Raw genomic sequence first — 21334 nt, forward strand, 5'->3', positions numbered from 1 at the left:
CCCCCCCCCTCCCCCCCCCCCCCCCCCCCCCCCCCCCCCAACCCCCCCCCCCCCCCCCCCCCCCCCCCCCCGCCACCCCCCCCCCCCCCCCCGCCACTTCCTCCACCGTCCCGAACCGCCCCAACGCCGTCATCGCCGCCTGCCCCGCCGCATACGCCCCGTCCGCCGGGTTCATGTCCGTGTCCGTCGGCCCGGGATGCACGATGTTCGCCGTGATCCCCCGCCCACCCAGCTCCCTGGCCAGCGCTTTCGTCAGCCCCACGAGCGCCGACTTGCTCATCGCGTAGAGCGTGCCACCGGGCCCGGGCACCCGCTGGGTCATGCAGGTACCGATCGTGATGATCCGCCCACCGGCTCCCATCACCGCGGCCGCAGCCTGCGAGGCCAGGAACACCCCGCGCACGTTCACGGCCAGCACCCGGTCCACGTCGACCAGCGACAGCCCCTCCAGCGGCCCCAGCACCCCCACGCCCACGTTGTTCACCAGCACATCCAGACGGCCGCCCAGCGAATCCGCCGCACCCGCCACGGCCCCCACCGCCTCCTCCGGGTCCGCGGAGTCCGCCCGCAGGGCGACCGCACGCCGCCCCAGCGCCTCGACCCGCCGTACGACGTCCGCGGCCGCCTCCTTGCCGTTCACGTACGTCAGCGCCACGTCCGCGCCCTCCCGCGCGAGCCGCAGCACCGTCGCCGCCCCGATCCCCCGGCTGCCACCGGTGACGAGGGCGACCTTGCCGTGCAGAGTTCCGTAAGTCGTTGTCATGGGTCCATCCCAGCGGCCCGAGCACCCACACACCGGCGGTGAACGGACATCAAGCTCGACCGCCCGGAACTCTTCCCTCCGCCTCCCGCGTTCTCCCCACGTGACCCTTCAGCAAGAAATCGTCGGCAACGCCATGCAGATGGCGGTCGTCAGCCTCCAGCCCGGCCAGACGGTGTACTGCGAGGCCGGGAAGTTCCTGTTCAAGACCACGAACGTGACCATGGAAACCCGCCTCAGCGGCCCGTCGAACGCAGGTCAACCCACCGGCGGCTCAGGCGCCGCAGGCATGGGCGGCATGCTCCGCCAGGCCATGGGCACCGCCATGCAGGTCGGCCAGCGCGCCCTCGCGGGCGAGTCACTGGCGTTCCAGTACTTCACGTCCACCGGCGGCGAGGGCACCGTCGGCTTCGCGGGCGTCCTGCCCGGCGAGATGCGCGCCCTGGAGCTGGACGGCACGCGCGCGTGGTTCGCGGAGAAGGACGCGTTCGTCGCCGCCGAGTCCACCGTCGACTTCGGCATCGCCTTCCAGGGCGGCAGGACCGGCCGCAGCGGCGGCGAGGGCTTCGTCCTGGAGAAGTTCACCGGCCGCGGCACCGTGATCATCGCCGGCGCCGGCAACTTCATCGACCTGAACCCGGCCGACTTCGGCGGCCGCATCGAGGTCGACACCGGCTGCGTCGTCGCCTTCGAGGAGGGCATCCAGTACGGCGTCCAGCGCGTCGGCGGCCTCAACCGCCAGGGCCTGATGAACGCCGTGTTCGGCGGCGAGGGCCTCTCCCTGGCCACCCTGGAGGGCAACGGCCGGGTCATCCTCCAGTCCCTGACCATCGAGAGCCTCGCCAACGCCCTGAAGAAGGCCCAGGGCGGCGACAAGCAGGGCCCCACGGGCGGCCTGTTCTCCACGCACGCGGGCTGAGGCCGCGCGGCGCCACCGATGAGTTGCGGGTGCCGGTGGGGTCTGAGGTGATGACAGCAGACCCCATCCACGAGAGAAGGCACCCGCCATGGGCAAGCTCGTCTCCCAGATCTTCGTCAGCCTCGACGGCGTCTACCAGGCCCCGGGCGGCCCCGAGGAGGACCCCAGGGGCGGCTTCGAGCAGGGCGGCTGGATGGTCCCGTACGACGACGAGGACTTCGACCGCTTCGTCACCGACGTCTTCGGCCAGGTCGGCGCGTTCCTCCTCGGCCGTCGTACGTACGACATCTTCGCCGCGTACTGGCCGAAGGTGACCGACCCCGACAACCTCATCGCCGAGCGGCTCAACGCCCTGCCGAAGTACGTCCCCTCGGCGACCCTCACCGGCCCCGAGTGGAACAACACCACGGTGATCAGCGGCGACCTCGCCAAGGAGGTCACCGCCCTCAAGGAGCGCACCGACGGCGAGCTCCAGGTTCACGGCAGCGGAGCCCTGCTTCAGTCCCTGCTGAACCTGGACCTGATCGACACCTTCCACGTGATCACCGTCCCGGTCGTCCTGGGCGCCGGCCGCCACCTCTTCACCGAGGGCAGCCTCCCGACCGCCTTCCAGCACCGGAGAGGGCTCATCACCTCCAAAGGCGTCTCCATCCAGACGTACGACAAGGCGGGCCGCCCGGAGTACGGCTCGTTCGACCTCCCGGAAAACGCCTAGCCCCAGGTCAGCCGCACCGGTACGGTGATCGCTCCACGTGCGAGCCACCGACGTCTCCACACCTCCGTCGGAGACCGGGAGAGCCGCACCGATGTCCTCGATCGCCGTACCGGGCGCACTCGCGCCCCGCCGCACCTGGCTGACCGACCTGCCCGTCCTGCTCGTGGCGGTCGTGTGGGGTGCGAGCTATCTCGCCGCCAAGGACATCACCACCGCGCGGACCGTGATCGCGGTCCTGGTGCTGCGTTTCGCGATCGTCCTGCCGGTCCTCGCCGTCGCCGGATGGCGCGCGCTGCGCGCCCTGAGCGCCGCCCAGTGGCGGGGCGCCGGGGTGCTCGGGCTGATCCTCAGCGGGATCTTCCTGCTGGAGACGTACGGCGTCGTCCACACCTCGGCCACCAACGCCGGCCTCATCATCAGCCTGACCATGATCTTCACGCCGCTCGCCGAGGCCGCCGTGACCCGCACCCGCCCCTCGCGGGACTTCCTCGGCGCCGCCGCCCTCTCCGTGCTCGGCGTCGTCCTGCTCACCCAGGGCGGCGGCTTCACCCGGCCCTCCCTCGGCGACCTGCTCATGCTGCTCGCCGCGCTCGCCCGTACCGTCCACGTCCTCGCCATGTCCCGTCTCAAGGCGGTGCGCGGCGCCGACGCGCTGTCCCTGACCATCGTCCAACTCGGCGCCGCCGTAGCGGTGTTCGCGCTGCTGTCGACCGGCGCCGACGCCACGCCGTGGGGGACGGCCGCGGACTTCGGGCCACGGGAGTGGACCGGGCTGCTGTTCCTGTCCGCGTTCTGCACGCTCTTCGCGTTCTTCGTGCAGATGTGGGCGGTCCGCCGCACCTCCCCGTCCCGGGTCAGCCTGCTGCTCGGCACCGAGCCCCTGTGGGCCGCCCTCGCGGGCATCGCCCTGGGCGGCGAACGCCTCGGCGCGCTCGGTCTCGCGGGCGGTGCGCTGGTGCTTGTGGGGACCGCGTGGGGGCGCAGGGCCGCAAGTTAACTCCCGGAAAATTCATCGGACTTGACGGGAAAATCTCCGGAGTTGTCATTGACATGCCATGGTCTACGCGCGTCATCATGAGGGCATGAGATTCCCCCCACGCATCACCCGCATCGGCGCGGCGGCCGCCGTCCTGTCCGCCCTCCTGGTCGGCGGCACCGTCGCCACGGCGTCCCCGGCGGCCGCCGCGGTGGGCAGCATCTGCTACAGCGACCTGCCCTCCCAGGCGTACGACACCCTGAAGCTGATCGAGCAGGGCGGCCCCTACCCGTACTCCCAGGACGGCAGCGTCTTCCAGAACCGGGAAGGCGTCCTGCCCTCGCAGTCCACCGGGTACTACCACGAGTACACGGTCAAGACGCCCGGCTCCTCCACGCGCGGCGCGCGCCGCATCGTGACGGGCGAGGAGTACCAGGAGGACTACTACACCGCGGACCACTACGCCACGTTCGACCTGATCAACTACGGCTGCTGAGCCGACCGGTCGAAACCCCACCGAGGCGTCGAGGAACAGTGAGACCAGCCGGAGGTCCGGTCCGCGTTCAGCCGGACTTCCGGCTCTCCGCGGCGGCGAACAGCGCGATCGCCAGCACCACCAGGGCGATGCTCGCGTAGAGCTCGTAGCCGTCGAGGAAGCCCAGCTTCTGCACGAGTCCCCAGTGCCAGTCGGTGAACTCGTTCACGAGGCCGGCGACGCCCTGCACCAGGGCGAGAAATCCGATCAGCTCCAGCAGTTGCTTCATGACACGACCCTCGCCCCGCGGTCCCCCCACAGTCATCGGCCGCGGGGCGAGCCCTGTCCGCCGGAAGTACCCGGTCCGCGCGACCCCGCCGCGCCGAAAGTCGCCGCTCCCGCGACTTTGGTAGGTGATGCCGTCCGCGTGGAGGTGCCGCCGGGATTCCGTGCGTAGATTTGTCGACCGTGAGCGGTGACAAGCAGACGGCGGTGCCCCAGTTCTTCGCGGGCCGGCGCTGGCTGCTGCCCTCGGCCGTCCTCAACGAACTCGACCCGGACACCGACCGCGCCGGACGCCGGCCCCGGCGCACCGCGCGCGACTGGCTCGTCGACTTCAGCTGCTTCGCGGTGGCCGTGGCCCTCGGCCTGGTCGGCGCGGAGGCCGTCGCCGACAACCCCCATGTCGCCGACGACCTCGCCCACCTCGACCAGTTGATCGGCGCGGTCGCCTGCGGCGCGGTCTGGCTGCGCCGCCGCTGGCCGCTGGGGCTGGCCGTCGCGACGGTCCCCGTGGGCATCGTCTCCGACACCGCGGGCGGCGCCTGCATGATCGCCCTGTTCACCCTCGCCGTGCACCGGCCCTTCCGGTACGTGGCCTGGGTGGGCGGCGCCAACATCGCCCTGATCCCGCTCTACTTCTGGCTGCGCCCCGACCCGGACCTGCCCTACCTCGCCTCGGTGATCATCTTCGTGCTGATGACCGCCGTGGTCGTGGCCTGCGGCATGGTCGTGCGCTCCAAGCGGCAGCTCATGCTGAGCTTCCGGGACCGCGCCCGGCGCGCCGAGACCGAGGCCCGGCTCCGCGCCGAGCAGGCGCAGCGGCTGGCCCGCGAGGCCATCGCCCGCGAGATGCACGACGTCCTCGCCCACCGGCTGACCCTGCTCAGCGTGCACGCAGGCGCGCTGGAGTTCCGGCCCGACGCCCCCCGGGAGGAGGTCGCCCGGGCGGCCGGCGTGATCCGGGAGAGCGCCCACGAGGCCCTCCAGGACCTGCGGGAGATCATCGGCGTACTCCGGGCGGGCGACCAGGACGACACGGGCCGCCCGCAGCCCACCCTCGCCGCCCTCGACGCATTGGTCGCCGAGTCCCGCGAGGCCGGCATGAAGGTCGTCCTCGACACCCGCGTCACCGACCCCGCGGCCGTCCCCGCCTCCGTCGGCCGTACCGCCTACCGCATCGCCCAGGAGGGCCTCACCAACGCCCGCAAACACGCCCCCGGCACCGAGGTCACCGTCTCCGTCGAGGGCGCGCCGGGCGAGGGCCTCACCGTCTCCGTCCGCAATCCGGCACCCGACGGCGAGGTGACCCCCGTACCCGGCTCCGGACAGGGGCTGATCGGCCTGACCGAACGCGCGACCCTGGCCGGCGGCCGCCTGGAACACGGCCCGGAGGCGGACGGGGGCTTCGGGGTACGGGCCTGGCTGCCCTGGGGGTGAGCGGAGCCGGTCACCTCGCGGGAGGCGTACTGACCGTTGTGAGCGCCGCCGTTGACGTGGGTGCGGAAGACCGCTCCGCCGCTGATCTCGCGCCTCGCCTTCCTGGGCGGACCGGCCTCGGTGACGGCCCTGGCTTGGTGGGAGATCCGGCGGCCGCGGACGCGGCACGGGGTGCTGCTGCGTGGCTGACGGCATGGCACCTGCGCCCCTCGAAACCGTGATTACGTAAGCCCCATGACCGCGATCAGACTGCTCCTCGTCGACGACGATCCGCTGGTGCGGGCCGGCCTGTCCCTGATGATCGGTGGTGCCGACGGCATCGAGATCGTCGGGGAGGCCGCCGACGGAAGCGACGTCGAGGCGCTCGTCGACCGCAGCCGCCCGGACGTCGTCCTCATGGACATCCGGATGCCGTCCATGGACGGCCTGACCGCCACCGAGCGGCTGCGCGCCCGCCCCGACGCCCCGCAGGTCGTGCTCCTCACCACCTTCCACGCCGACGACCAGGTGCTGCGCGCACTGCGCGCGGGTGCCGCCGGGTTCGTCCTGAAGGACACACCGCCCGCCGAGATCGTCGACGCGGTGCGCCGGGTCGCGGCCGGTGACCCCGTCCTGTCGCCCACCGTCACCCGGCAGTTGATGCGGCACGCGGCCGGCACCGCCGCCGACACGCGCCGCTCACGCGCGCGGGAGCGCATCGCCGCCCTCAACGACCGCGAGCGCGAGGTGGCGGTGGCCGTCGGCCGCGGCCTGTCCAACGCCGAGATCGCCGCGGAGCTCTACATGAGCGTCGCCACCGTCAAGACCCATGTCTCCCGCGTCCTCGCCAAGCTCGACCTCAACAACCGGGTGCAGATCGCCCTCCTCGCGTACGACGCGGGGCTTCTGGAGGAACTGGAGGAGGACGGGCACTAGCGGGCGGTCCCGCGCGTTGTGGGGGGCAACGGGGAGGGATCGGCATGAGCGAAGTGATCGACCTGGGGGAGTACGGCGCGGCGTTCCGCACGGACCCGCATCCGGTGTACGCACGCCTGCGCGCCCGCGGACCGGTGCACCGCGTCCGGCTGCCGTCGCCCGACGCCCACCACGAGACCTGGCTGATCGTGGGGTACGAGGAGGCGCGCGCGGCCCTCACCGACCCGCGCCTGTCCAAGGACGGCCGCAAGATCGGCGTGACGTTCCTCGACGAGGAGCTGATCGGCAAGTACCTCCTGGTCGCCGACCCGCCCCAGCACACCCGGCTGCGCTCCCTGGTCTCCCGCGCCTTCACCATGCGCCGCGTGGAGGAACTCCGGCCCAGGATCCAGCGGATCACCGACGACCTGCTCGACGCCATGCTCCCGCAGGGCCGCGCCGACCTCGTGGAGTCCCTCGCCTACCCGCTGCCCCTGACCGTCATCTGCGAACTCCTCGGCGTCCCCGAGCTGGACCGCACCGAGTTCCGCAAGATCTCCGGCGAGGCCGTCGCCCCCACCAGCGCCGAGAGCGAGTACGACGCGTTCGTGAGGCTCGCCGAGTACCTCACCGGCCTCATCGAGGACAAGAGGTCCGCCGGACCGAGCGGCGACCTCCTCGGCGACCTCATCCGCACCACCGCCGAGGACGGCGACCGCCTCTCCCCGGAGGAACTGCGCGGCATGGCCTTCGTCCTGCTCATCGCGGGCCATGAGACCACCGTCAACCTCATCACCAGCGGCGTGTACGCCCTGCTCACCCACCCCGGCCAACTCGCCGCCCTGCGCGCCGACATGAGCCTGATCGACGGCGCGATCGAGGAGACGCTGCGCTGGGAGGGCCCGGTGGAGAACGGCACGTTCCGGTATGCCGCCGAGCCCCTGGAGATCGGCGGTTCGCACATAGCGCGGGGCGACGCGGTGATGGTCGGCCTCACCGCCGCCGACCGCGACGGAGCGCGCTACCCCGCCCCCGATCGCTTCGACATCCACCGCGACACCCGCGGCCACCTCGCCTTCGGCCACGGCATCCACTACTGCCTGGGCGCACCCCTGGCCCGCCTGGAGGGCCGCACGGCGATCCGCACGCTGCTGGAGCGGGCACCGGACCTGGCCCTCGACGGCCCCTCGGGGGAGTGGCTGCCGGGGATGCTGATGCGGGGGATGCGGAGCCTGCCGGTGCGGTGGTAGATCCGGTGAGCCCCCGGTGTCCGCCTACCGGGGGTCAGCCCAGGATCTCCCCCAACCGCACCGGACGCCGCTCCCGCCGTGACACCTCGCACGCCTCGGCGATCCGCAGCGCCTGCAACGCCTCGCGCCCGTCGCAGGGGTTGGCGCGCTCACCTCGTACGACCTCGACGAACGCGTTCAGTTCGGCCTCGTAGGCCGGTCCGAACCGCTCCAGGAACCCCGCCCACGGCTTGTCCGCGGCCGGTGGGCCGGTCGGCTCGGTGGACGCGATCGGGGTGCGGTCGTCCAGGCCGACCACGATCTGGTCCAGCTCGCCGGCGAGCTCCATGCGGACGTCGTAGCCCGCCCCGTTCAGCCGGGTCGCCGTCGCCGTGGCCAGCGTGCCGTCGTCGAGGGTGAGGACCGCCGCGGCGGTGTCGACGTCGCCCGCCTCGCGGAACATCCTGGGCCCGGCGTCGGACCCGGCCGCGTACACGTCCACCACCTCGCGCCCGGTCACCCAGCGCAGCACGTCGAAGTCGTGGATCAGCGTGTCCCGGTACAGCCCGCCCGACAGCGGCAGCCACGCGGGAGGCGGCGGCGCCTGATCGGAGGTGAGGGCCCGTACGGTGTGCAGCCGCCCGAGCCGGCCCGAGCGCACCGCCTCCCGCGCGCCCGCGTACCCCGCGTCGAAGCGGCGCTGGAAGCCCATCTGGAGGACCGTCCCGGCGGTCTCGACCTCGGTGATCGCGTGCAGCGTGCCGGGCAGGTCGAGGGCGATCGGCTTCTCGCAGAACACCGGGAGCCCCGAGCGCGCCGCCCGGCCGATCAGCTCGGCGTGCGCCGAGGTGGCCGTGGTGATCACCACCCCGTCCACGCCCCACTGGAAGATCTCGTCCACCCCCGGCGCGGCCGTCTCGCCCAGCCGGAGCGCGAGCGCCTGCGCCCGTGCGCCGTCCGCGTCCGTGAGGATCAGGGACCCGACGTCGCGATGCCGGCTGAGCGTGTTCGCGTGAATGGTGCCGATCCGGCCCGTCCCGATGACCCCGATGCGCATGTGAACAAAATGTGGTCGCGGACCTCCCGCTGTCAATGCATATGTCTGGACAATCTGACTACACAACTTCCCGTCAACCGGCCACGGAGCTACGCTCGGCCCGTGCCGAAACCAGATGTGGACCCGACCGTGACACTCGACCTCAGCGTGGACCGGAGCAGCCCGGTGCCGTTGTACTTCCAGCTGTCCCAGCAGCTGGAGGCCGCGATCGAGCACGGAACGCTCACCCCCGGCAGCCTGCTGGGCAACGAGATCGAGCTCGCCGCGCGCCTCGGCCTGTCCCGGCCGACCGTCCGCCAGGCCATCCAGTCGCTCGTCGACAAGGGCCTGCTCGTACGCCGCCGCGGCGTCGGCACGCAGGTCGTGCACAGCCAGGTCAAGCGCCCGCTGGAGCTCAGCAGCCTCTACGACGACCTGGAGACGGCCGGCCAGCGCCCGGCGACCAAGGTGATCGTCAACACCGTCGTCCCGGCCTCCGCCGAGGTCGCCGCCGCCCTCGGCGTGGCCGAGGACAGTGACGTGCACCGCGTCGAGCGGCTGCGCCTCGCGCACGGCGAGCCGATGGCGTACCTGTGCAACTTCATCCCGCCGGGCCTGCTCGACCTGGACACCGCCCAGCTGGAGTCCACCGGCCTGTACCGGCTGATGCGCTCCGCCGGGATCACCCTGCACAGCGCCCGCCAGTCCATCGGCGCCCGCGCCGCCACCGCCGCCGAGGCCGAGCGGCTCGCCGAGGAGGAGGGCGCGCCGCTGCTCACCATGCAGCGGGTGACCTTCGACGACACCGGCCGCGCGGTCGAGTTCGGCACGCACACGTACCGGCCGACCCGCTACTCCTTCGAGTTCCAGCTGCTCGTGAGGCCGTAGGGAATCGCCTCAGGGGCTCTGGTGGGGCGTTGAAGTGCCGCTCGTGCGCGACCGACTTGGTCGCAATGTCAGGACATTGCGGCCGCCCGGAACCGCCCCGGTGTTTCCCCGTACGGCACCCATACCGGCGGTGAGGCAGAATCGAGGCCGATGAGCACCTACGGCAACTTCAGCGCCCCGATCGGCTCCCGCCGCGCCCCGGCCCTGCGCACGGTCGGCACCCGCGAGCGCCGCTCCCACCTCACCGCACCCCGCGTGCCCACCGTGGGCATCGACATCGGCGGCACCAAGGTGATGGCGGGAGTCGTCGACGCCGACGGCAACATCCTGGAGAAGCTCCGGACCGAGACACCGGACAAGTCCAAGAGCCCCAAGGTCGTCGAGGACACCATCGTCGAACTGGTCCTGGACCTCTCCGACCGGCACGACGTGCACGCGGTCGGCATCGGCGCGGCCGGCTGGGTCGACGCCGACCGCAACCGCGTCCTGTTCGCCCCCCACCTGTCCTGGCGCAACGAGCCGCTGCGCGACCGCCTCGCGGGCCGCCTCGCCGTGCCCGTCCTCGTCGACAACGACGCCAACGCCGCCGCGTGGGCCGAGTGGCGCTTCGGCGCCGGGCGGGGCGAGGACCACCTCGTCATGATCACGCTGGGCACCGGCATCGGCGGCGCGATCCTGGAGGACGGCCAGGTCAAGCGCGGCAAGTTCGGCGTCGCGGGCGAGTTCGGCCACATGCAGGTCGTCCCCGGCGGCCACCGCTGCCCGTGCGGCAACCGCGGCTGCTGGGAGCAGTACAGCTCCGGCAACGCGCTGGTGCGCGAGGCCAAGGAACTGGCCGCCGCCGACTCCCCGGTGGCGTACGGGATCATCGAGCACGTCAAGGGCCAGATCGGCGACATCTCCGGCCCGATGATCACGGAGCTGGCCCGCGAGGGCGACGCGATGTGCATCGAGCTGCTCCAGGACATCGGCCAGTGGCTCGGCGTCGGCATCGCCAACCTGGCGGCCGCCCTCGACCCGTCCTGCTTCGTGATCGGCGGCGGTGTCTCGGCCGCCGACGAGCTGTTGATCGGTCCCGCGCGGGACGCGTTCAAGCGCCAGCTCACCGGCCGCGGCTACCGCCCCGAGGCGCGCATAGTCCGAGCCCAGCTCGGCCCCGAGGCCGGCATGGTCGGCGCCGCGGACCTGGCGCGGCTGGTCGCCCGCCGCTTCCGGCGCGCCAACCGACGCCGCGTCGAGCGGTACGAGCGCTACGCGAAGTACACGGAGGCCCGCCGCACCACCCGGGAGTCCCTGTGACGGCCTCGCTGCCCCGCCAGGCGGCCCACTCCCCGGACGAGCCGCCCCGCCCCACCGAGGACCGCCGGCACCGCAACCGCCGCCGGGCGCTCACGCTGCTCATCATCGTGCTGCTCATCGGCGTCCCGGCCGGCTATCTGGTGATCTCCGCCAACCAGAGCCGCAACAGCGGCAAGGACAAGGAGGCGAAGTACTCGGCGACCGGCCTCACCGCCGGATACCCGTCGAAGGTCCAGCGCCGGCTGTACCAGGTGCCGGTCCCGCACCCCGCGGACCGGATCGCCTACTACGAGACCAACAACTGGAAGACCAGCCGCCTCTACGTCCAGTTCCGCACCTCCAACGCGGGCCTGGACACCTTCCTCGCGGGCGTCGGCGTCGGCCGCGAGGACCTGAAGCAGGGCGACATCACCATCAGCGCCCGCGACCAGAAGATCACCGGCTGGACCTTCACCGGCCCCGGCCCCTGGGCGGGCCTGGTCCACAAGCAGAAGAACCCGGCGCCGACCCAGGACATCGTCGTGAACACCGCCGACCCGGCCAACCCGATGGTGTACGTCGTCTCGCGCACGGTCCCGTAGGAGGGGTGCGGCCCGTCGCCGGAGCCGATTGTCAGACCCCGCCCGTAGAGTCGTAGACGTCTGATCCGACACACGGGTGGGGAGGTGGCAGGACGTATGAGTGACACGGTCACGGCGGTGGCCGAGCGGGCGACCCGGCCGCTCTCCGCGCGCCTCGCCGCCGTCTTCCTCCCCGCGCCCCTCCCGCGCGAGGGCCGCATGGCCTTCTGGGACCCCGAGGACGGCCCGCTGCCGGAGGACTCGGCAGGTCTCACGGACCTCACTGTCGTACGACCTCACGGCGCCGGTGTCCGCCGCCGCACCGCCCCCGCGCTCACCCTCCCCCTGGCCGAGGCCCTGCCCCTCCTCGCGCGCGCCCGGCGCGACCCCGCCGCCCATCCCGCCACCGCCTGCTGGGGCGCCGCCGCGCTGCACGCCCTGCGGCTCGCCGCCCGCGGCTGCCTCCTGCCCGGCCTGACCGCCTCGGGCCACGACGCCTGGCGGGCCGGCCCCCTCGACCCTGACGACATCGCGCACCTGCGTGCCATCGCGGCCGCCCTGCCCCACGAAGGCCATGCGGTGCCCCTGCCAGGCCCGGGCCCGCTGCGGCTGCCCGAGCCGGAAGCGCTGATGCGCGCCTTCCTGGACGCCGTCGCCGACACCCTCCCGCGCACCCCGGCCGCCCCCTTCGCCTCCGGCAGGCCCTTCGCCGACCGCCGCCCCCAGCATCTGCCCGGGGCGCACGACTGGGCCGCGGAGGTCGCCGCCGGCATGGACGCGGGCGTGCGGATCTCGCTCCGCCTCGACCTGTCCGCCTACGACCTGTTCGACGCCGACGAGCAGGTCCGCAGCGCCGGTGCCGCGATCGTCCAGGTGCACAGCCTCGCCGACCCCACCCTCGTCGCCGACGCGGCGGCCCTGTGGGCGGGCGAGGCGGACGCGGTGTTCGGGCCCCGCGCCCGCGTGGACGCGGCCCTCGCCGTGCGGCGCGCGGCCCGGGTCTGGCCGCCCCTGGACCGGCTCGCCGAGCAGGACGTCCCCGACGTACTCGCCCTGTCCGAGCACGAGTTGGGCGAGCTGCTCGGCGTCGCCGCGACCCGGCTCGCGGCCGCCGGGGTCGCCGTGCACTGGCCCCGGGACCTGGCGCAGGACCTCAGCGCCGCCGCCGTCGTACGACCGGCCCCCGGCTCGGCGACCGACGGCACCGGCTTCTTCGAGAGCGAGGAACTCCTCCAGTTCCGCTGGCAGTTGGCGCTCGGCGGCGACCCGCTCACCGAGGCCGAGATGGACGCGCTCGCCGAGGCTCACCGGCCCGTCGTCCGGCTGCGCGACCAGTGGGTGCTGGTCGACCCGGCGCTCGTCCGCAAGGCCCGCAAGCGCGAACTGGGCCTGCTCGACCCGGTCGACGCCCTCTCCGTCGCCCTCACCGGCAGCGCGGAGGTCGACGGCGAGACGGTCGAGGCGGTACCGGTCGGCGCGCTGGCCGCCCTGCGCGACCGCCTGACGACGGGAGTCCGGCCCGCGGAGCCGCCCCCGGGCCTGCACGCCACCCTGCGCGACTACCAACTCCGGGGCCTGGCCTGGCTGGACCTCATGACCACCCTCGGCCTCGGCGGCTGCCTCGCCGACGACATGGGCCTCGGCAAGACGATCACCGTGATCGCGCTGCACCTCAAGCGCGCCCGCCGCGAACCGACCCTGGTGGTCTGCCCGGCCTCGCTCCTCGGCAACTGGCAGCGGGAGATCGCCCGTTTCGCGCCCGGCGTCCCCGTCCGCCGCTTCCACGGCCCCGACCGCACCCTGGACGACCTCGAGGGCGGCTTCGTCCTGACCACCTATGGCACCATGCGGTCGACGGCCGCGCGGCTGGCCGAGCAGCACTGGGGCATGGTCGTCGCGGACGAGGCCCAGCACGTCAAGAACCCGTACTCGGCGACGGCCAAGGCGCTGCGCACGATCCCGTCCCCCGCGCGCGTGGCCCTCACTGGCACGCCCGTCGAGAACAACCTCTCCGAACTCTGGGCCCTCCTCGACTGGACGACCCCAGGGCTCCTCGGCCCTCTCAAGTCCTTCCGCGCCCGCCACGCCCGAGCGGTCGAGAACGGCGAGGACACCGAGGCGGTGGAACGGCTGGCCCGTCTGGTCCGCCCCTTCCTCCTGCGCCGCAAGAAGTCCGACCCGGGCATCGTCCCCGAACTGCCGCCCAAGACGGAGACGGACCACCCCGTCCCGCTCACCCGCGAACAGGCCTCCCTCTACGAGGCGGTGGTCCGTGAGTCGATGTACGCCATCGAGACGGCGGACGGCATCGCCCGCAGGGGCCTGGTGCTGAAGCTGCTGGGCGCCCTGAAGCAGATCTGCGACCATCCGGCGCTGTACCTCAAGGAGGAGGCCGGGGCGGCCGAGCGGCTGGTGCTCCGCTCCGGCAAACTCGCCCTGCTCGACGAGCTGTTGGACACCGTCCTCGCGGAGGACGGCTCGGCGCTCGTCTTCACGCAGTACGTCGGCATGGCCCGCCTGATCACCGCTCACCTCGCCGCCCGCGCGGTGCCCGTGGACCTGCTGCACGGCGGCACGCCGGTGCCGGAACGCGAACGCATGGTGGACCGCTTCCAGGCGGGCACAACCCCGGTCCTGGTCCTGTCCCTGAAGGCCGCGGGCACGGGCCTGAACCTCACGCGCGCGGGCCATGTGGTGCATTTCGACCGCTGGTGGAACCCGGCCGTCGAGGAACAGGCCACCGACCGCGCCTACCGCATCGGCCAGACCCAGCCCGTCCAGGTCCACCGCCTCATCACCGAGGGCACCGTGGAGGACCGCATCGCCGAGATGCTCGAAGCGAAGCGCGCGCTGGCCGACGCGATCCTGGGCTCCGGCGAATCGGCCCTCACGGAACTGACGGACCGCGAACTGACGGACCTGGTCTCCTTGCGGAGGACATCATGACCGCCCGCCCGGCGGACGAGGCGCGGCGCGCGCTGCGGGAGGCACGGGAGCGGAAGGCCCTGGAGGAGGCGGAGGGCTCGGGCGTCTCCGGCGCCCCGACCGAGGGAACCGCCTCCGGACCGGCTGCCGAGGCGAAGGGGAGCGAGGGCGGCGGACCGGTGCAGGGGGAGCGCCGGGAGGCCCGGCCCGGCGACGCCGCACGAGCGGCGTTGCGCCGTGCGAGGTCGGAGCGGCGGGGAGTGGCAGGAGGAGACGGCCAACCCGAGCGTGACCTGCCGGAGGCTGACGGCGTCCAGGGCGCCGCGCGCGGCGAGGTGCCCGAGGGCATCGGAGGCCGCAGGGAACCCGCTCATGACGAGTCTGGGAGCCGCAGGGAGTCCGCTCCGGGCCAGTCTGGGAGCCGCAGGGAGTCCGCTCCGGGCCAGTCCGGGAGCCGCAGGGAACCCGCTCCGGGCCAGTCCGGGAGCCGCAGGGAACCCGCTCCGGACCAGCCTGGGAGCCGCAGGCAACCCGCTCCGGGCCAGTCTGGGAGCCACAAGGAACCCGCTCCGGACCAGCCGAGGTCCGAAGGCGTCCCCGTCATCCCCGCTGAGGGAGCCCTGGAACCGACTGGACCCGACAGTGCCTTCGGCGTGGGGACGGCCGACCGGGCCGCTTCGGACGGGGCTGCCGACCGTGTGCGGGAAGCCCTGCGTGCCGCGCGCAAGGAAGCGCGGCGGGCTCAGCAGGAGGGCGCGGTCGAGGCCGGTCGGGGCGGGCGTCCGGCACCGCGGTCGACCCCGGTGGCATCCGGCTCCCCGCGCGGCGGGCGAGGCGACGGTGTGCGGGCTCGCGACCTCCGCGCACTCATCGGTGACGCCTTCAGCATGCCCCGCGAGGAGGACGAGCCGACCGAGCGCGAGGGCGGCGACAGCCAGGCGGGCCACGGCGGTTCGGCCGACTCGGCGGCCGCCCTCGGCGCCACCCCGCCGGGAGCACCGACCGCCACGCCCGCACCCCGCACCGCCCCACAGATCGAGCCGGACACCGCCCCCGCCCCCACCTGGCCGAAGCCCTCGACGCCCCCCGCACCTTCACTCGGCGGCAACGCCGAGCCGCACTCGCCGGCCGCATCCCCCCATCACCCCCGCTCCATGGCCGCCCCCGGCCGGGACGGCGAACTCCGGCGCACCTTCCCGGCGTTCGGCCCCCGTGCCGAAGACGGTGAGCATGGCTTCGCCGAGACATGGTGGGGCAATGCCTGGGTCAGGGCGCTGGAGGAGGGCGCCTTGGACGCGAAACGGCTGGCGCGCGGGCGCGGGTATGCCGAGCAGGGGAATGTCGACGCCATCACCGTGACCCCCGGGCTGGTGCTCGCGTACGTGCAGGGGAGCCGTCCTCGCCCCTACCGGGTCCAGGTGCGGCTGCGGACGCTGGACGACGCGGAATGGCAGTGGTTCCTGGACGCCGCCGCCGAGCGGCCCGGGCACATCGCCGCGCTGCTCGACAAGGAGATGCCGCATTCGCTGGCCGAGGGCAGGGTGCGGCTGCTTCCAGGACCCGGCGAGCTCGACCCGCACTGCAGCTGCCCGGACCGCGGTCACCCCTGCAAGCACGCCGCCGCGCTCTGCTACCAGACCGCCCGCCTGCTCGACGCCGACCCCTTCGTGCTGCTCCTGCTGCGCGGCCGGGGCGAGCGCGAACTCCTCGACACCCTCTCCCGGCTGAGCGCCGCCCGCGCGGCCCGCGCCGCCCAGGAGAAGGGCCCGGCGCCCCTGCCCGGCGTACGCGCCACCGAGGCCCTCGCCCCCCGGCAACTCCCGCCCCTCCCAGCCCCGTTGCCCGTGCCGCCGCACCCCGAGCAGCCCCCGGTCTATCCCGCGGCCCCGGGCGGCCCGGACCCCTTCGCGCTGGACCAGCTCGCGACCGACGCCGCGGCCCGTGCCCACGCCCTGCTCGCCACCGGCCGTGACCCGGTCGCCGACCTGACGCTGTGGCAGGACGCGGTGCGGCTCGCCGCGGCCCGCCCAGGTTCCGGCCTCACCGCCGCCACCCGTTCGCTGTACGCCTCCCTCGCCTCCGCCGCCGACCGCACCCCGTCCGACCTGGCGCGCGCGGTCGCCGCCTGGCGGCAGGGCGGGTTCGAGGGGCTCGCCGTACTGGAAGAGCCCTGGGACCCGCCGGCCGGCCGCTTCGACCGGGCCCGCCCGCTCCTCCTCGCCGCCGACCTCCCGGCCTTCCGCCCCTGGCGCAACCGTCTCACCCACCCCCGCGGCCATGTCCAACTCCGCCTGGGCCGCGACGGGTTGTGGTACGCCTACGAGTCCGACCCCGGCGCCGACGACTGGTGGCCCCGCGGCACGCCCGACCTCGACCCGGTCGGTGCCCTGACCGGGCTCGGGGCCTCGCCGGAGAGCTGACACCTTTTGCGCACCATGTCGCCACAAACCGTGTGACGGCGGTCGGCACATGAGCCATTACACTGCCGCGATGTCGCCGTGCGACACAGTGAACTGACAGGGAAACACCTCGGGGGACAAGACATGGCAACGGGCGGATGGGGCCCCGGCACGGGCCCGGGGGGACAGACCGGACATCCCGGCGGCAACGCGGGCGGCGGTCAGGGCTGGGGCCCGCCTCCCGGGCAGCCGGCGCACAACCCCTACGGGCTGCCGCCCCAGGGCGGCCCCTACGGGCCGGCGGCGCCGCAGCAGCCGTACCCGCCGCAGAACCCGTACCCCTACGTGCCACCCGCCCCCGTGCCCAGCCGCGGGCGGGCGCCGCGGCGCCGCAGCCGGCTGTGGTTCTTCTCCGTGCCCTACCTCACCGGCGGCGTCATCCGCTCCGCGCACCGGGTCGCCACCCGGCTGTTCGTGCAGGCGGGCGAGGACCGCATCCAGGACCGCACCGTGGACCGCGTCCAGGTGGCCCGCACCGTCCTCGGCGCCGCCGCCACCGTCGTCCTGTTCCTCGCCTACGGCACGGACAAGGGCGGCTGGCAGGACGCGGCGGCCGGCAGCGCCGCCCAGGCGCTCATCGCCCCGGTCCTGCTGATCGTCGGCGGCCCCCTGGTCATCCTGGGCTTCATCTACTACGCGCCCCCGCACCTGCGACCCCACCTCCGCTCTCGGCTCCGGGTCCCGCTGAAGGCGGTCGGCTGGTACGTGACGACCGTGGTCGTCCTCGGCGGAACCCTCTTCGGGATCGCCCAGGTGGCCAAGACCGACCTGGGCGGCTGGCAGGGGTTCTGCGTGGGCATCGTGGGGCTGGTCGCGCTGGCCTGGGGCCTTCCCTTCTTCGTCCTGGCCTCGCTCTACTCCGCCCGCAGCGCCTTCAACACCGGCCATGTCCATCCGATGCTGCCGCCCGTGGTGACGACGGTGTTCGTGTGGGTGTTCGCGCTCTTCAACCTGATCGACAGCGGCATGCCGGAACAGGGCCCGCCCGCCGTCCAGCTCTGCTCCCTGCTGGGCGGCCCGGTGTCGGTGACGGCCGTCGCACTGTGGGAACTGCGCCGCATGCGGACCCGCTACGGCGTGACCGTCCGCGGCCCCGCCGTCGCCCCGGTGCCGTAACCCGTCGCCCGACCGCCGTTAAGGCGCCGGAGCCGCGCAGGCGGCCGGAACCCGGGTGGGGTCCTCCCCAGTCAGCTCCCGTGCGACGGCCTTGACGTTCTCCTGCACGAGCGTCGGCAGGTCCGCTACCGGAGGCTGGTGCGGGTAGGCGCGCTCCATCGCGGCGATGATCGACGTCCGCTCGCCGGACGTGACCGTGGCGCCCCGAGGCGAGTCCGGCGCGACGGCCGGGCGGACGAGCGCCCGGAACCGCCGGAGGTACCGGCGCTGCTCGTCGATGAGCGCCCCGGCCGGACCGGGTGCCCCGTGCCCCGGGTACATGGTCCCGGCGTCGGGGAACCGCGCGCGCAGCCGGGTCAGGTTCCGCAGCCAGCCGCAGGTGTTCCCCTCGATCAGCGCGGGCGTGACACCGCTGCCCGCCAGGTCGCCGGAGAAGAGGTCGGCGGTGTCGGGGCGGTAGTAGACCGTCGCCGTGTCGGACTCACCGTCGGTGAACCGGGCGGTCTCGAGCCGCAGACCGCCCACGCGCACCGGCGTACCGTCCTCGAAGACCCGGTCGGCATAGGTGAGTTCGGTGGGGAAGCTCGGGTTCGCCGAACGGGCCAGCGGATAGAAGCCCCGCCGGTCCTCGCGCATCGCCTTGTCGGTGCCCCGGGACGCGTACAGCACGGCCTGGGGGAACGCCCTGTGGAAGGCGCCGGCCCCACCCACGTGGTCGGGGTGGGAATGCGTCAGCAACAGCGCGACGACCGGCTTCCCGGTCTTCCGGATACGTACGATCGCGCGACGGGCGTCGGCCGGCGTGCGCAGCGTGTCGACGACGACCAGCCCCTCCGGCGCCTCGATCCAGTAGGTGTTGACGGAACCCGGGTCGGGCGAGGCGTACCGTCCCGGCCGTGGCGCGGCGGGCTCGTCCCCGCAGCCCACCACCGCCGTCGCGAGGGCGCACCCGACGGCGCCCAGGGCGAGCAGGCGCCGTGGCCGCCGGTTCACCCGGAACCCCCGTCAGGGGAAGGGGCGAAGGCGTCGCGGTGGGCGAGGGCCCATTGCCGGAAGGTGCGCGGCGCGGAGCCCGTCACCTTCTCCACCGTGGGGTGGATCAGGGACTCGTCGATGGTCCCGTCGCCGTAGAAGGCGAAGAACGCGTCGATGTACTCCTGCGGCATCCGTCCGGTCATGTCGGCCCGGGCCTCCTCGTCCGTCAGGGCGTGGAAGCGCAGATCGCGGTCGAGCACCTCGGCCAGGATCGCCAACCGCTGGGCGGGCAGGTGCCGTTCGGGTCCGCTCAGCAGGTGGACGCGTTCCTCGTGCCCGGCGTCGAGCAGCGCCCGGACGGCCACGGCGGCGATGTCGTAGGGGTCGACGGAGGCGATCGGCACGTCACCGAAGGCGTCCCTGACGGTGTCGCCCGCCAGCAACTGGGGCAGCCAGCGCAGGGCGTTGGACATGAAGGCGTTGGGGCGCAGGAACGTCCAGGCCAGGCCCGAGCCGCGGACCGCCGTCTCGGACCGGATCATGAACTCCGAGATGGCGTTACGGGTGTCGGTGGCGACGGCGGCCAGACTGGAGAGCAGCACCACGCGCTCCACCCCGGCCCGCCGCATCTCGGCGAGCAGCCCCGGCATGTCGCGGTAGCCGGGCAGCAGGAACACCCCGCGGACGCCGTCGAGGGCGGGGGCGACCGAGGCCGGGTCGTCGAGATCGCCCACGGCCTGTTCGACCGGCAGCTCGGTGGGCCGGCGTACCAGCGCACGGGCCGGCTGCCCCGCCCGGACGAGGGCCTGGACAACTTCGCCGCCGACCTGACCGGTGGCTCCGGTGACGAGGATCATCGCAGGGTCCGTCCGAAGTGCGCGGCGACCGTGTCCGCGGCCAGGGTGACCTGTGGCTCCTGGTCGTAGAAGTCGAACTGGGTGCCCTGCGTCCACAGGATGTCCCGGGGGCCGGCCAGGCCCGCGTGGAAGCGGCGGGCGCCGTCGGGAATGGCGGCGTCCTCGCTGTGGACGAGCAGAGTGGGCCGGGTGATCCGGGGCGCCAGCACGAGGGAATCGTAGGTGAGCCAGTCCTCCCAGGCCATGACGGCGAAGCGGTTGGGCCACTCGGGGATGCCGCCACGGGCAGGGTTGAGGTAGAAGTCGATGTCGTACGGCATGGCCGCGCGCTCGTCCGAGGCGCTGACCACCGGAACGTAGTCGATCTCGCCGGTCCGGGTGAACCGGTCGCGGGCCTCGCGGGCCGTTTTGATCTTCTGGGCGACGGCGTCCGCGCCCCCGTAAGCGGCCTCGCAGATCGCGGCGTCGTGCAGCCAGGGCGCGACCAGGGCGAGGGAGCCGATCCGCGGATCGTGGGCGGTGTTGTCGGCCATGTACATCGCGGCGGCGCAGATGCCCAACGCGCCCAGCCGGTCGGCGTCCACGGCGGGGTGGCCGGCGAGGAACGTCACCGCGTCATGGATGTCGCGGACCTTGCGCGCCGGGTCCTCCACGTCGCGCGGTTCGCCCTGCGACTCCCCGAAGCCGGTGAAGTCGAAGGACAGGGCGGCGAATCCGCGGTTGGCCAGCCGCTCGGCGTACCGGTCGGCCATCAGTTCCTTGACGCTGGTCCAGGTCCCGGCCACCACGACTCCGGGCGCCGGGTCGCCGCCGTCTGGCAGGAACAGGTTGCCGGTGAGGGTGTTCCCCCGGCCGGAGAAGGTGACCTTGTGCTGGGTCGTCACGAACGGTCCTTTCCGCATGGTCGGTTGAGGTCGAGCGACGAGAGCGGCCGGATCATCCGGCCTTCGCCGCCGCGAGGTTCATCAGCTCCTGGTTGCCGTCGGCCCAGGTCGCCGTCATCACCACACCGCTGATCCGCCACCGCCCGTCGACCCGGACCAGGTCGAACCGGTAGGTGCCGCCGAGCGTCCACAGCGGCGCCCCGAACGGGTTGGCCAGTCGATGCGTGGCCTGGAACGAGGCGGTGCAGACGGCGGTGCCGTCCGCCGGCTCCACCAGATGGCCGGCGATCAGGTGCTGGGTCGCGTCGAACCCGCCCAGCACCCGCGACCAGGCGTCCACGATCTGTTCCGGCGCCAGCACGGCCGGTTCTCCGCCGTTCAGGCTCGTGTAGTCCAGCCGTACTTCGTCCGCGAACACCGCCTTCAACGCGGCCCACTCTCTCCGGTCGGCATGCCACCCCATGCGGGTGCAGGTCTCGATCACGGCCTGGCGGTCCATCAGGCGTCGCAAGTCCGTGGCGGGAACGGCGAGTTGGTCGGTCGTGCTCACTGAGTCTCCCCTGTCGGCGGGTTGTGATCGACGCGACGAGTCTGGCCCGCCGCGACGGCGCGGGAGAAACAGAGAAGTCTTGTGCCGGGCACCGCAAT

The 21334-nt window shown here is 73.3% G+C and carries 21 protein-coding genes; 14 read left to right on the plus strand and 7 right to left on the minus strand.

Going from position 1 to position 21334, the window contains the following annotated elements; genetic code table 11:
- A partial coding sequence (locus tag IQ210_RS34870; protein ID WP_194083199.1) for an SDR family NAD(P)-dependent oxidoreductase occupies positions 1-763 on the minus strand: 763 nt, incomplete at its 3' end.
- 100 nt (positions 764-863) lie between these two features.
- On the opposite strand from IQ210_RS34870, the gene IQ210_RS34875 reads away from it, so the two are divergent.
- From IQ210_RS34875 to IQ210_RS34890, 4 genes are all read left to right on the plus strand, one after another.
- Positions 864-1679: an AIM24 family protein gene (locus IQ210_RS34875; protein ID WP_194083200.1), complete on the plus strand. Its 816-nt coding sequence runs from the start codon at positions 864-866 to the stop codon at positions 1677-1679.
- A gap of 88 nt (positions 1680-1767) precedes the next feature.
- The gene (locus IQ210_RS34880; protein WP_194083201.1) at positions 1768-2394 is read left to right on the plus strand and encodes a dihydrofolate reductase family protein; all 627 of its coding nucleotides are present in this window, start codon (positions 1768-1770) and stop codon (positions 2392-2394) included.
- A 91-nt stretch (positions 2395-2485) separates the two neighbouring features.
- Entirely contained in the window at positions 2486-3391 is a 906-nt protein-coding gene (locus IQ210_RS34885) for a DMT family transporter (RefSeq protein WP_194083202.1), read from the plus strand.
- Positions 3392-3476: 85 nt separating this feature from the next.
- Entirely contained in the window at positions 3477-3866 is a 390-nt protein-coding gene (locus tag IQ210_RS34890; protein ID WP_194083203.1) for a ribonuclease domain-containing protein, read from the plus strand.
- Between the two features lie 67 nt (positions 3867-3933).
- Here IQ210_RS34890 and IQ210_RS34895 read toward each other — a convergent pair whose 3' ends face one another.
- On the minus strand, positions 3934-4134 hold the full coding sequence (locus IQ210_RS34895; RefSeq protein ID WP_194083204.1) for a hypothetical protein: 201 nt from the start codon (positions 4132-4134) through the stop codon (positions 3934-3936).
- A 170-nt stretch (positions 4135-4304) separates the two neighbouring features.
- Here IQ210_RS34895 and IQ210_RS34900 point away from each other — a divergent pair, with 170 nt between their 5' ends.
- The 4 genes from IQ210_RS34900 to IQ210_RS34910 are packed head-to-tail and all read left to right on the plus strand — an operon-like array spanning position 4305 to position 7708.
- Entirely contained in the window at positions 4305-5564 is a 1260-nt protein-coding gene (locus IQ210_RS34900; RefSeq protein WP_194083205.1) for a sensor histidine kinase, read from the plus strand.
- 60 nt (positions 5565-5624) lie between these two features.
- Positions 5625-5753 carry a hypothetical protein gene (locus IQ210_RS48030; RefSeq protein ID WP_265584736.1) on the plus strand — a complete coding sequence of 43 codons (129 nt, stop codon included), beginning with the start codon at positions 5625-5627 and terminating at the stop codon, positions 5751-5753.
- A 45-nt stretch (positions 5754-5798) separates the two neighbouring features.
- The gene (locus tag IQ210_RS34905; protein ID WP_194083206.1) at positions 5799-6479 is read left to right on the plus strand and encodes a response regulator; all 681 of its coding nucleotides are present in this window, start codon (positions 5799-5801) and stop codon (positions 6477-6479) included.
- 44 nt (positions 6480-6523) lie between these two features.
- Positions 6524-7708: a cytochrome P450 family protein gene (locus IQ210_RS34910; protein ID WP_194083207.1), complete on the plus strand. Its 1185-nt coding sequence runs from the start codon at positions 6524-6526 to the stop codon at positions 7706-7708.
- A 34-nt stretch (positions 7709-7742) separates the two neighbouring features.
- Here the strand turns inward: IQ210_RS34910 and IQ210_RS34915 are convergent, their stop codons facing one another.
- Positions 7743-8744 carry a Gfo/Idh/MocA family protein gene (locus tag IQ210_RS34915; protein WP_194083208.1) on the minus strand — a complete coding sequence of 334 codons (1002 nt, stop codon included), beginning with the start codon at positions 8742-8744 and terminating at the stop codon, positions 7743-7745.
- Between the two features lie 129 nt (positions 8745-8873).
- On the opposite strand from IQ210_RS34915, the gene IQ210_RS34920 reads away from it, so the two are divergent.
- From IQ210_RS34920 to IQ210_RS34945, 6 genes are all read left to right on the plus strand, one after another.
- Positions 8874-9611, plus strand: a complete 738-nt coding sequence (locus IQ210_RS34920) for a GntR family transcriptional regulator (RefSeq protein WP_194083396.1) — start codon at positions 8874-8876, stop codon at positions 9609-9611.
- A 150-nt stretch (positions 9612-9761) separates the two neighbouring features.
- Entirely contained in the window at positions 9762-10910 is a 1149-nt protein-coding gene (locus IQ210_RS34925; protein WP_194083209.1) for an ROK family glucokinase, read from the plus strand.
- Positions 10907-11491, plus strand: coding sequence for a sugar kinase (locus tag IQ210_RS34930; RefSeq protein ID WP_194083210.1), 585 nt, complete (start codon positions 10907-10909; stop codon positions 11489-11491). Before IQ210_RS34925 ends, IQ210_RS34930 begins: the two co-directional genes overlap by 4 nt.
- A gap of 96 nt (positions 11492-11587) precedes the next feature.
- Positions 11588-14416 carry a DEAD/DEAH box helicase gene (locus IQ210_RS34935; protein WP_194083211.1) on the plus strand — a complete coding sequence of 943 codons (2829 nt, stop codon included), beginning with the start codon at positions 11588-11590 and terminating at the stop codon, positions 14414-14416.
- Complete coding sequence (locus IQ210_RS34940; protein WP_194083212.1) at positions 14413-16815, plus strand: SWIM zinc finger family protein; 2403 nt, start codon at positions 14413-14415, stop codon at positions 16813-16815. The genes IQ210_RS34935 and IQ210_RS34940 overlap by 4 nt, the downstream gene beginning before the upstream one ends.
- Positions 16816-16938: 123 nt before the next feature.
- The gene (locus tag IQ210_RS34945; RefSeq protein WP_194083213.1) at positions 16939-17970 is read left to right on the plus strand and encodes a hypothetical protein; all 1032 of its coding nucleotides are present in this window, start codon (positions 16939-16941) and stop codon (positions 17968-17970) included.
- A gap of 18 nt (positions 17971-17988) precedes the next feature.
- Here the strand turns inward: IQ210_RS34945 and IQ210_RS34950 are convergent, their stop codons facing one another.
- From IQ210_RS34950 to IQ210_RS34965, 4 genes are read right to left on the minus strand one after another with little or no spacing between them, the layout of a single operon-like run.
- Positions 17989-18963 (minus strand): MBL fold metallo-hydrolase, encoded by a 975-nt coding sequence (locus IQ210_RS34950; protein WP_194083214.1) that lies wholly within the window; start codon positions 18961-18963, stop codon positions 17989-17991.
- A complete protein-coding gene (locus tag IQ210_RS34955) occupies positions 18960-19802 on the minus strand; it encodes an NAD(P)H-binding protein (RefSeq protein ID WP_194083215.1) in 843 nt (280 codons plus the stop codon). The genes IQ210_RS34950 and IQ210_RS34955 overlap by 4 nt, the downstream gene beginning before the upstream one ends.
- A complete protein-coding gene (locus IQ210_RS34960; RefSeq protein ID WP_194083216.1) occupies positions 19799-20686 on the minus strand; it encodes an alpha/beta hydrolase in 888 nt (295 codons plus the stop codon). The genes IQ210_RS34955 and IQ210_RS34960 overlap by 4 nt, the downstream gene beginning before the upstream one ends.
- Before the next feature lie 52 nt (positions 20687-20738).
- Entirely contained in the window at positions 20739-21236 is a 498-nt protein-coding gene (locus tag IQ210_RS34965) for a nuclear transport factor 2 family protein (RefSeq protein ID WP_322657402.1), read from the minus strand.
- Positions 21237-21334: the final 98 nt, after the last annotated feature.

Source organism: Streptomyces justiciae (assembly GCF_015163075.1).
In the GTDB taxonomy this organism is placed as follows: Bacteria; Actinomycetota; Actinomycetes; order Streptomycetales; family Streptomycetaceae; genus Streptomyces; species Streptomyces justiciae.

Bases quoted from the DNA above. Each gene is read 5' to 3' on its own strand.
- IQ210_RS34905 (WP_194083206.1), top strand. From the start codon at position 5,799: ATGACCGCGATCAGACTGCTCCTCGTCGACGACGATCCGCTGGTGCGG.
- IQ210_RS34955 (WP_194083215.1), bottom strand. From the start codon at position 19,802: ATGATCCTCGTCACCGGAGCCACCGGTCAGGTCGGCGGCGAAGTTGTC.
- IQ210_RS34910 (WP_194083207.1), top strand. From the start codon at position 6,524: ATGAGCGAAGTGATCGACCTGGGGGAGTACGGCGCGGCGTTCCGCACG.
- IQ210_RS34925 (WP_194083209.1), top strand. From the start codon at position 9,762: ATGAGCACCTACGGCAACTTCAGCGCCCCGATCGGCTCCCGCCGCGCC.
- IQ210_RS34895 (WP_194083204.1), bottom strand. From the start codon at position 4,134: ATGAAGCAACTGCTGGAGCTGATCGGATTTCTCGCCCTGGTGCAGGGC.
- IQ210_RS34915 (WP_194083208.1), bottom strand. From the start codon at position 8,744: ATGCGCATCGGGGTCATCGGGACGGGCCGGATCGGCACCATTCACGCG.
- IQ210_RS34885 (WP_194083202.1), top strand. From the start codon at position 2,486: ATGTCCTCGATCGCCGTACCGGGCGCACTCGCGCCCCGCCGCACCTGG.
- IQ210_RS34880 (WP_194083201.1), top strand. From the start codon at position 1,768: ATGGGCAAGCTCGTCTCCCAGATCTTCGTCAGCCTCGACGGCGTCTAC.
- IQ210_RS34890 (WP_194083203.1), top strand. From the start codon at position 3,477: ATGAGATTCCCCCCACGCATCACCCGCATCGGCGCGGCGGCCGCCGTC.
- IQ210_RS34945 (WP_194083213.1), top strand. From the start codon at position 16,939: ATGGCAACGGGCGGATGGGGCCCCGGCACGGGCCCGGGGGGACAGACC.
- IQ210_RS34935 (WP_194083211.1), top strand. From the start codon at position 11,588: ATGAGTGACACGGTCACGGCGGTGGCCGAGCGGGCGACCCGGCCGCTC.
- IQ210_RS34940 (WP_194083212.1), top strand. From the start codon at position 14,413: ATGACCGCCCGCCCGGCGGACGAGGCGCGGCGCGCGCTGCGGGAGGCA.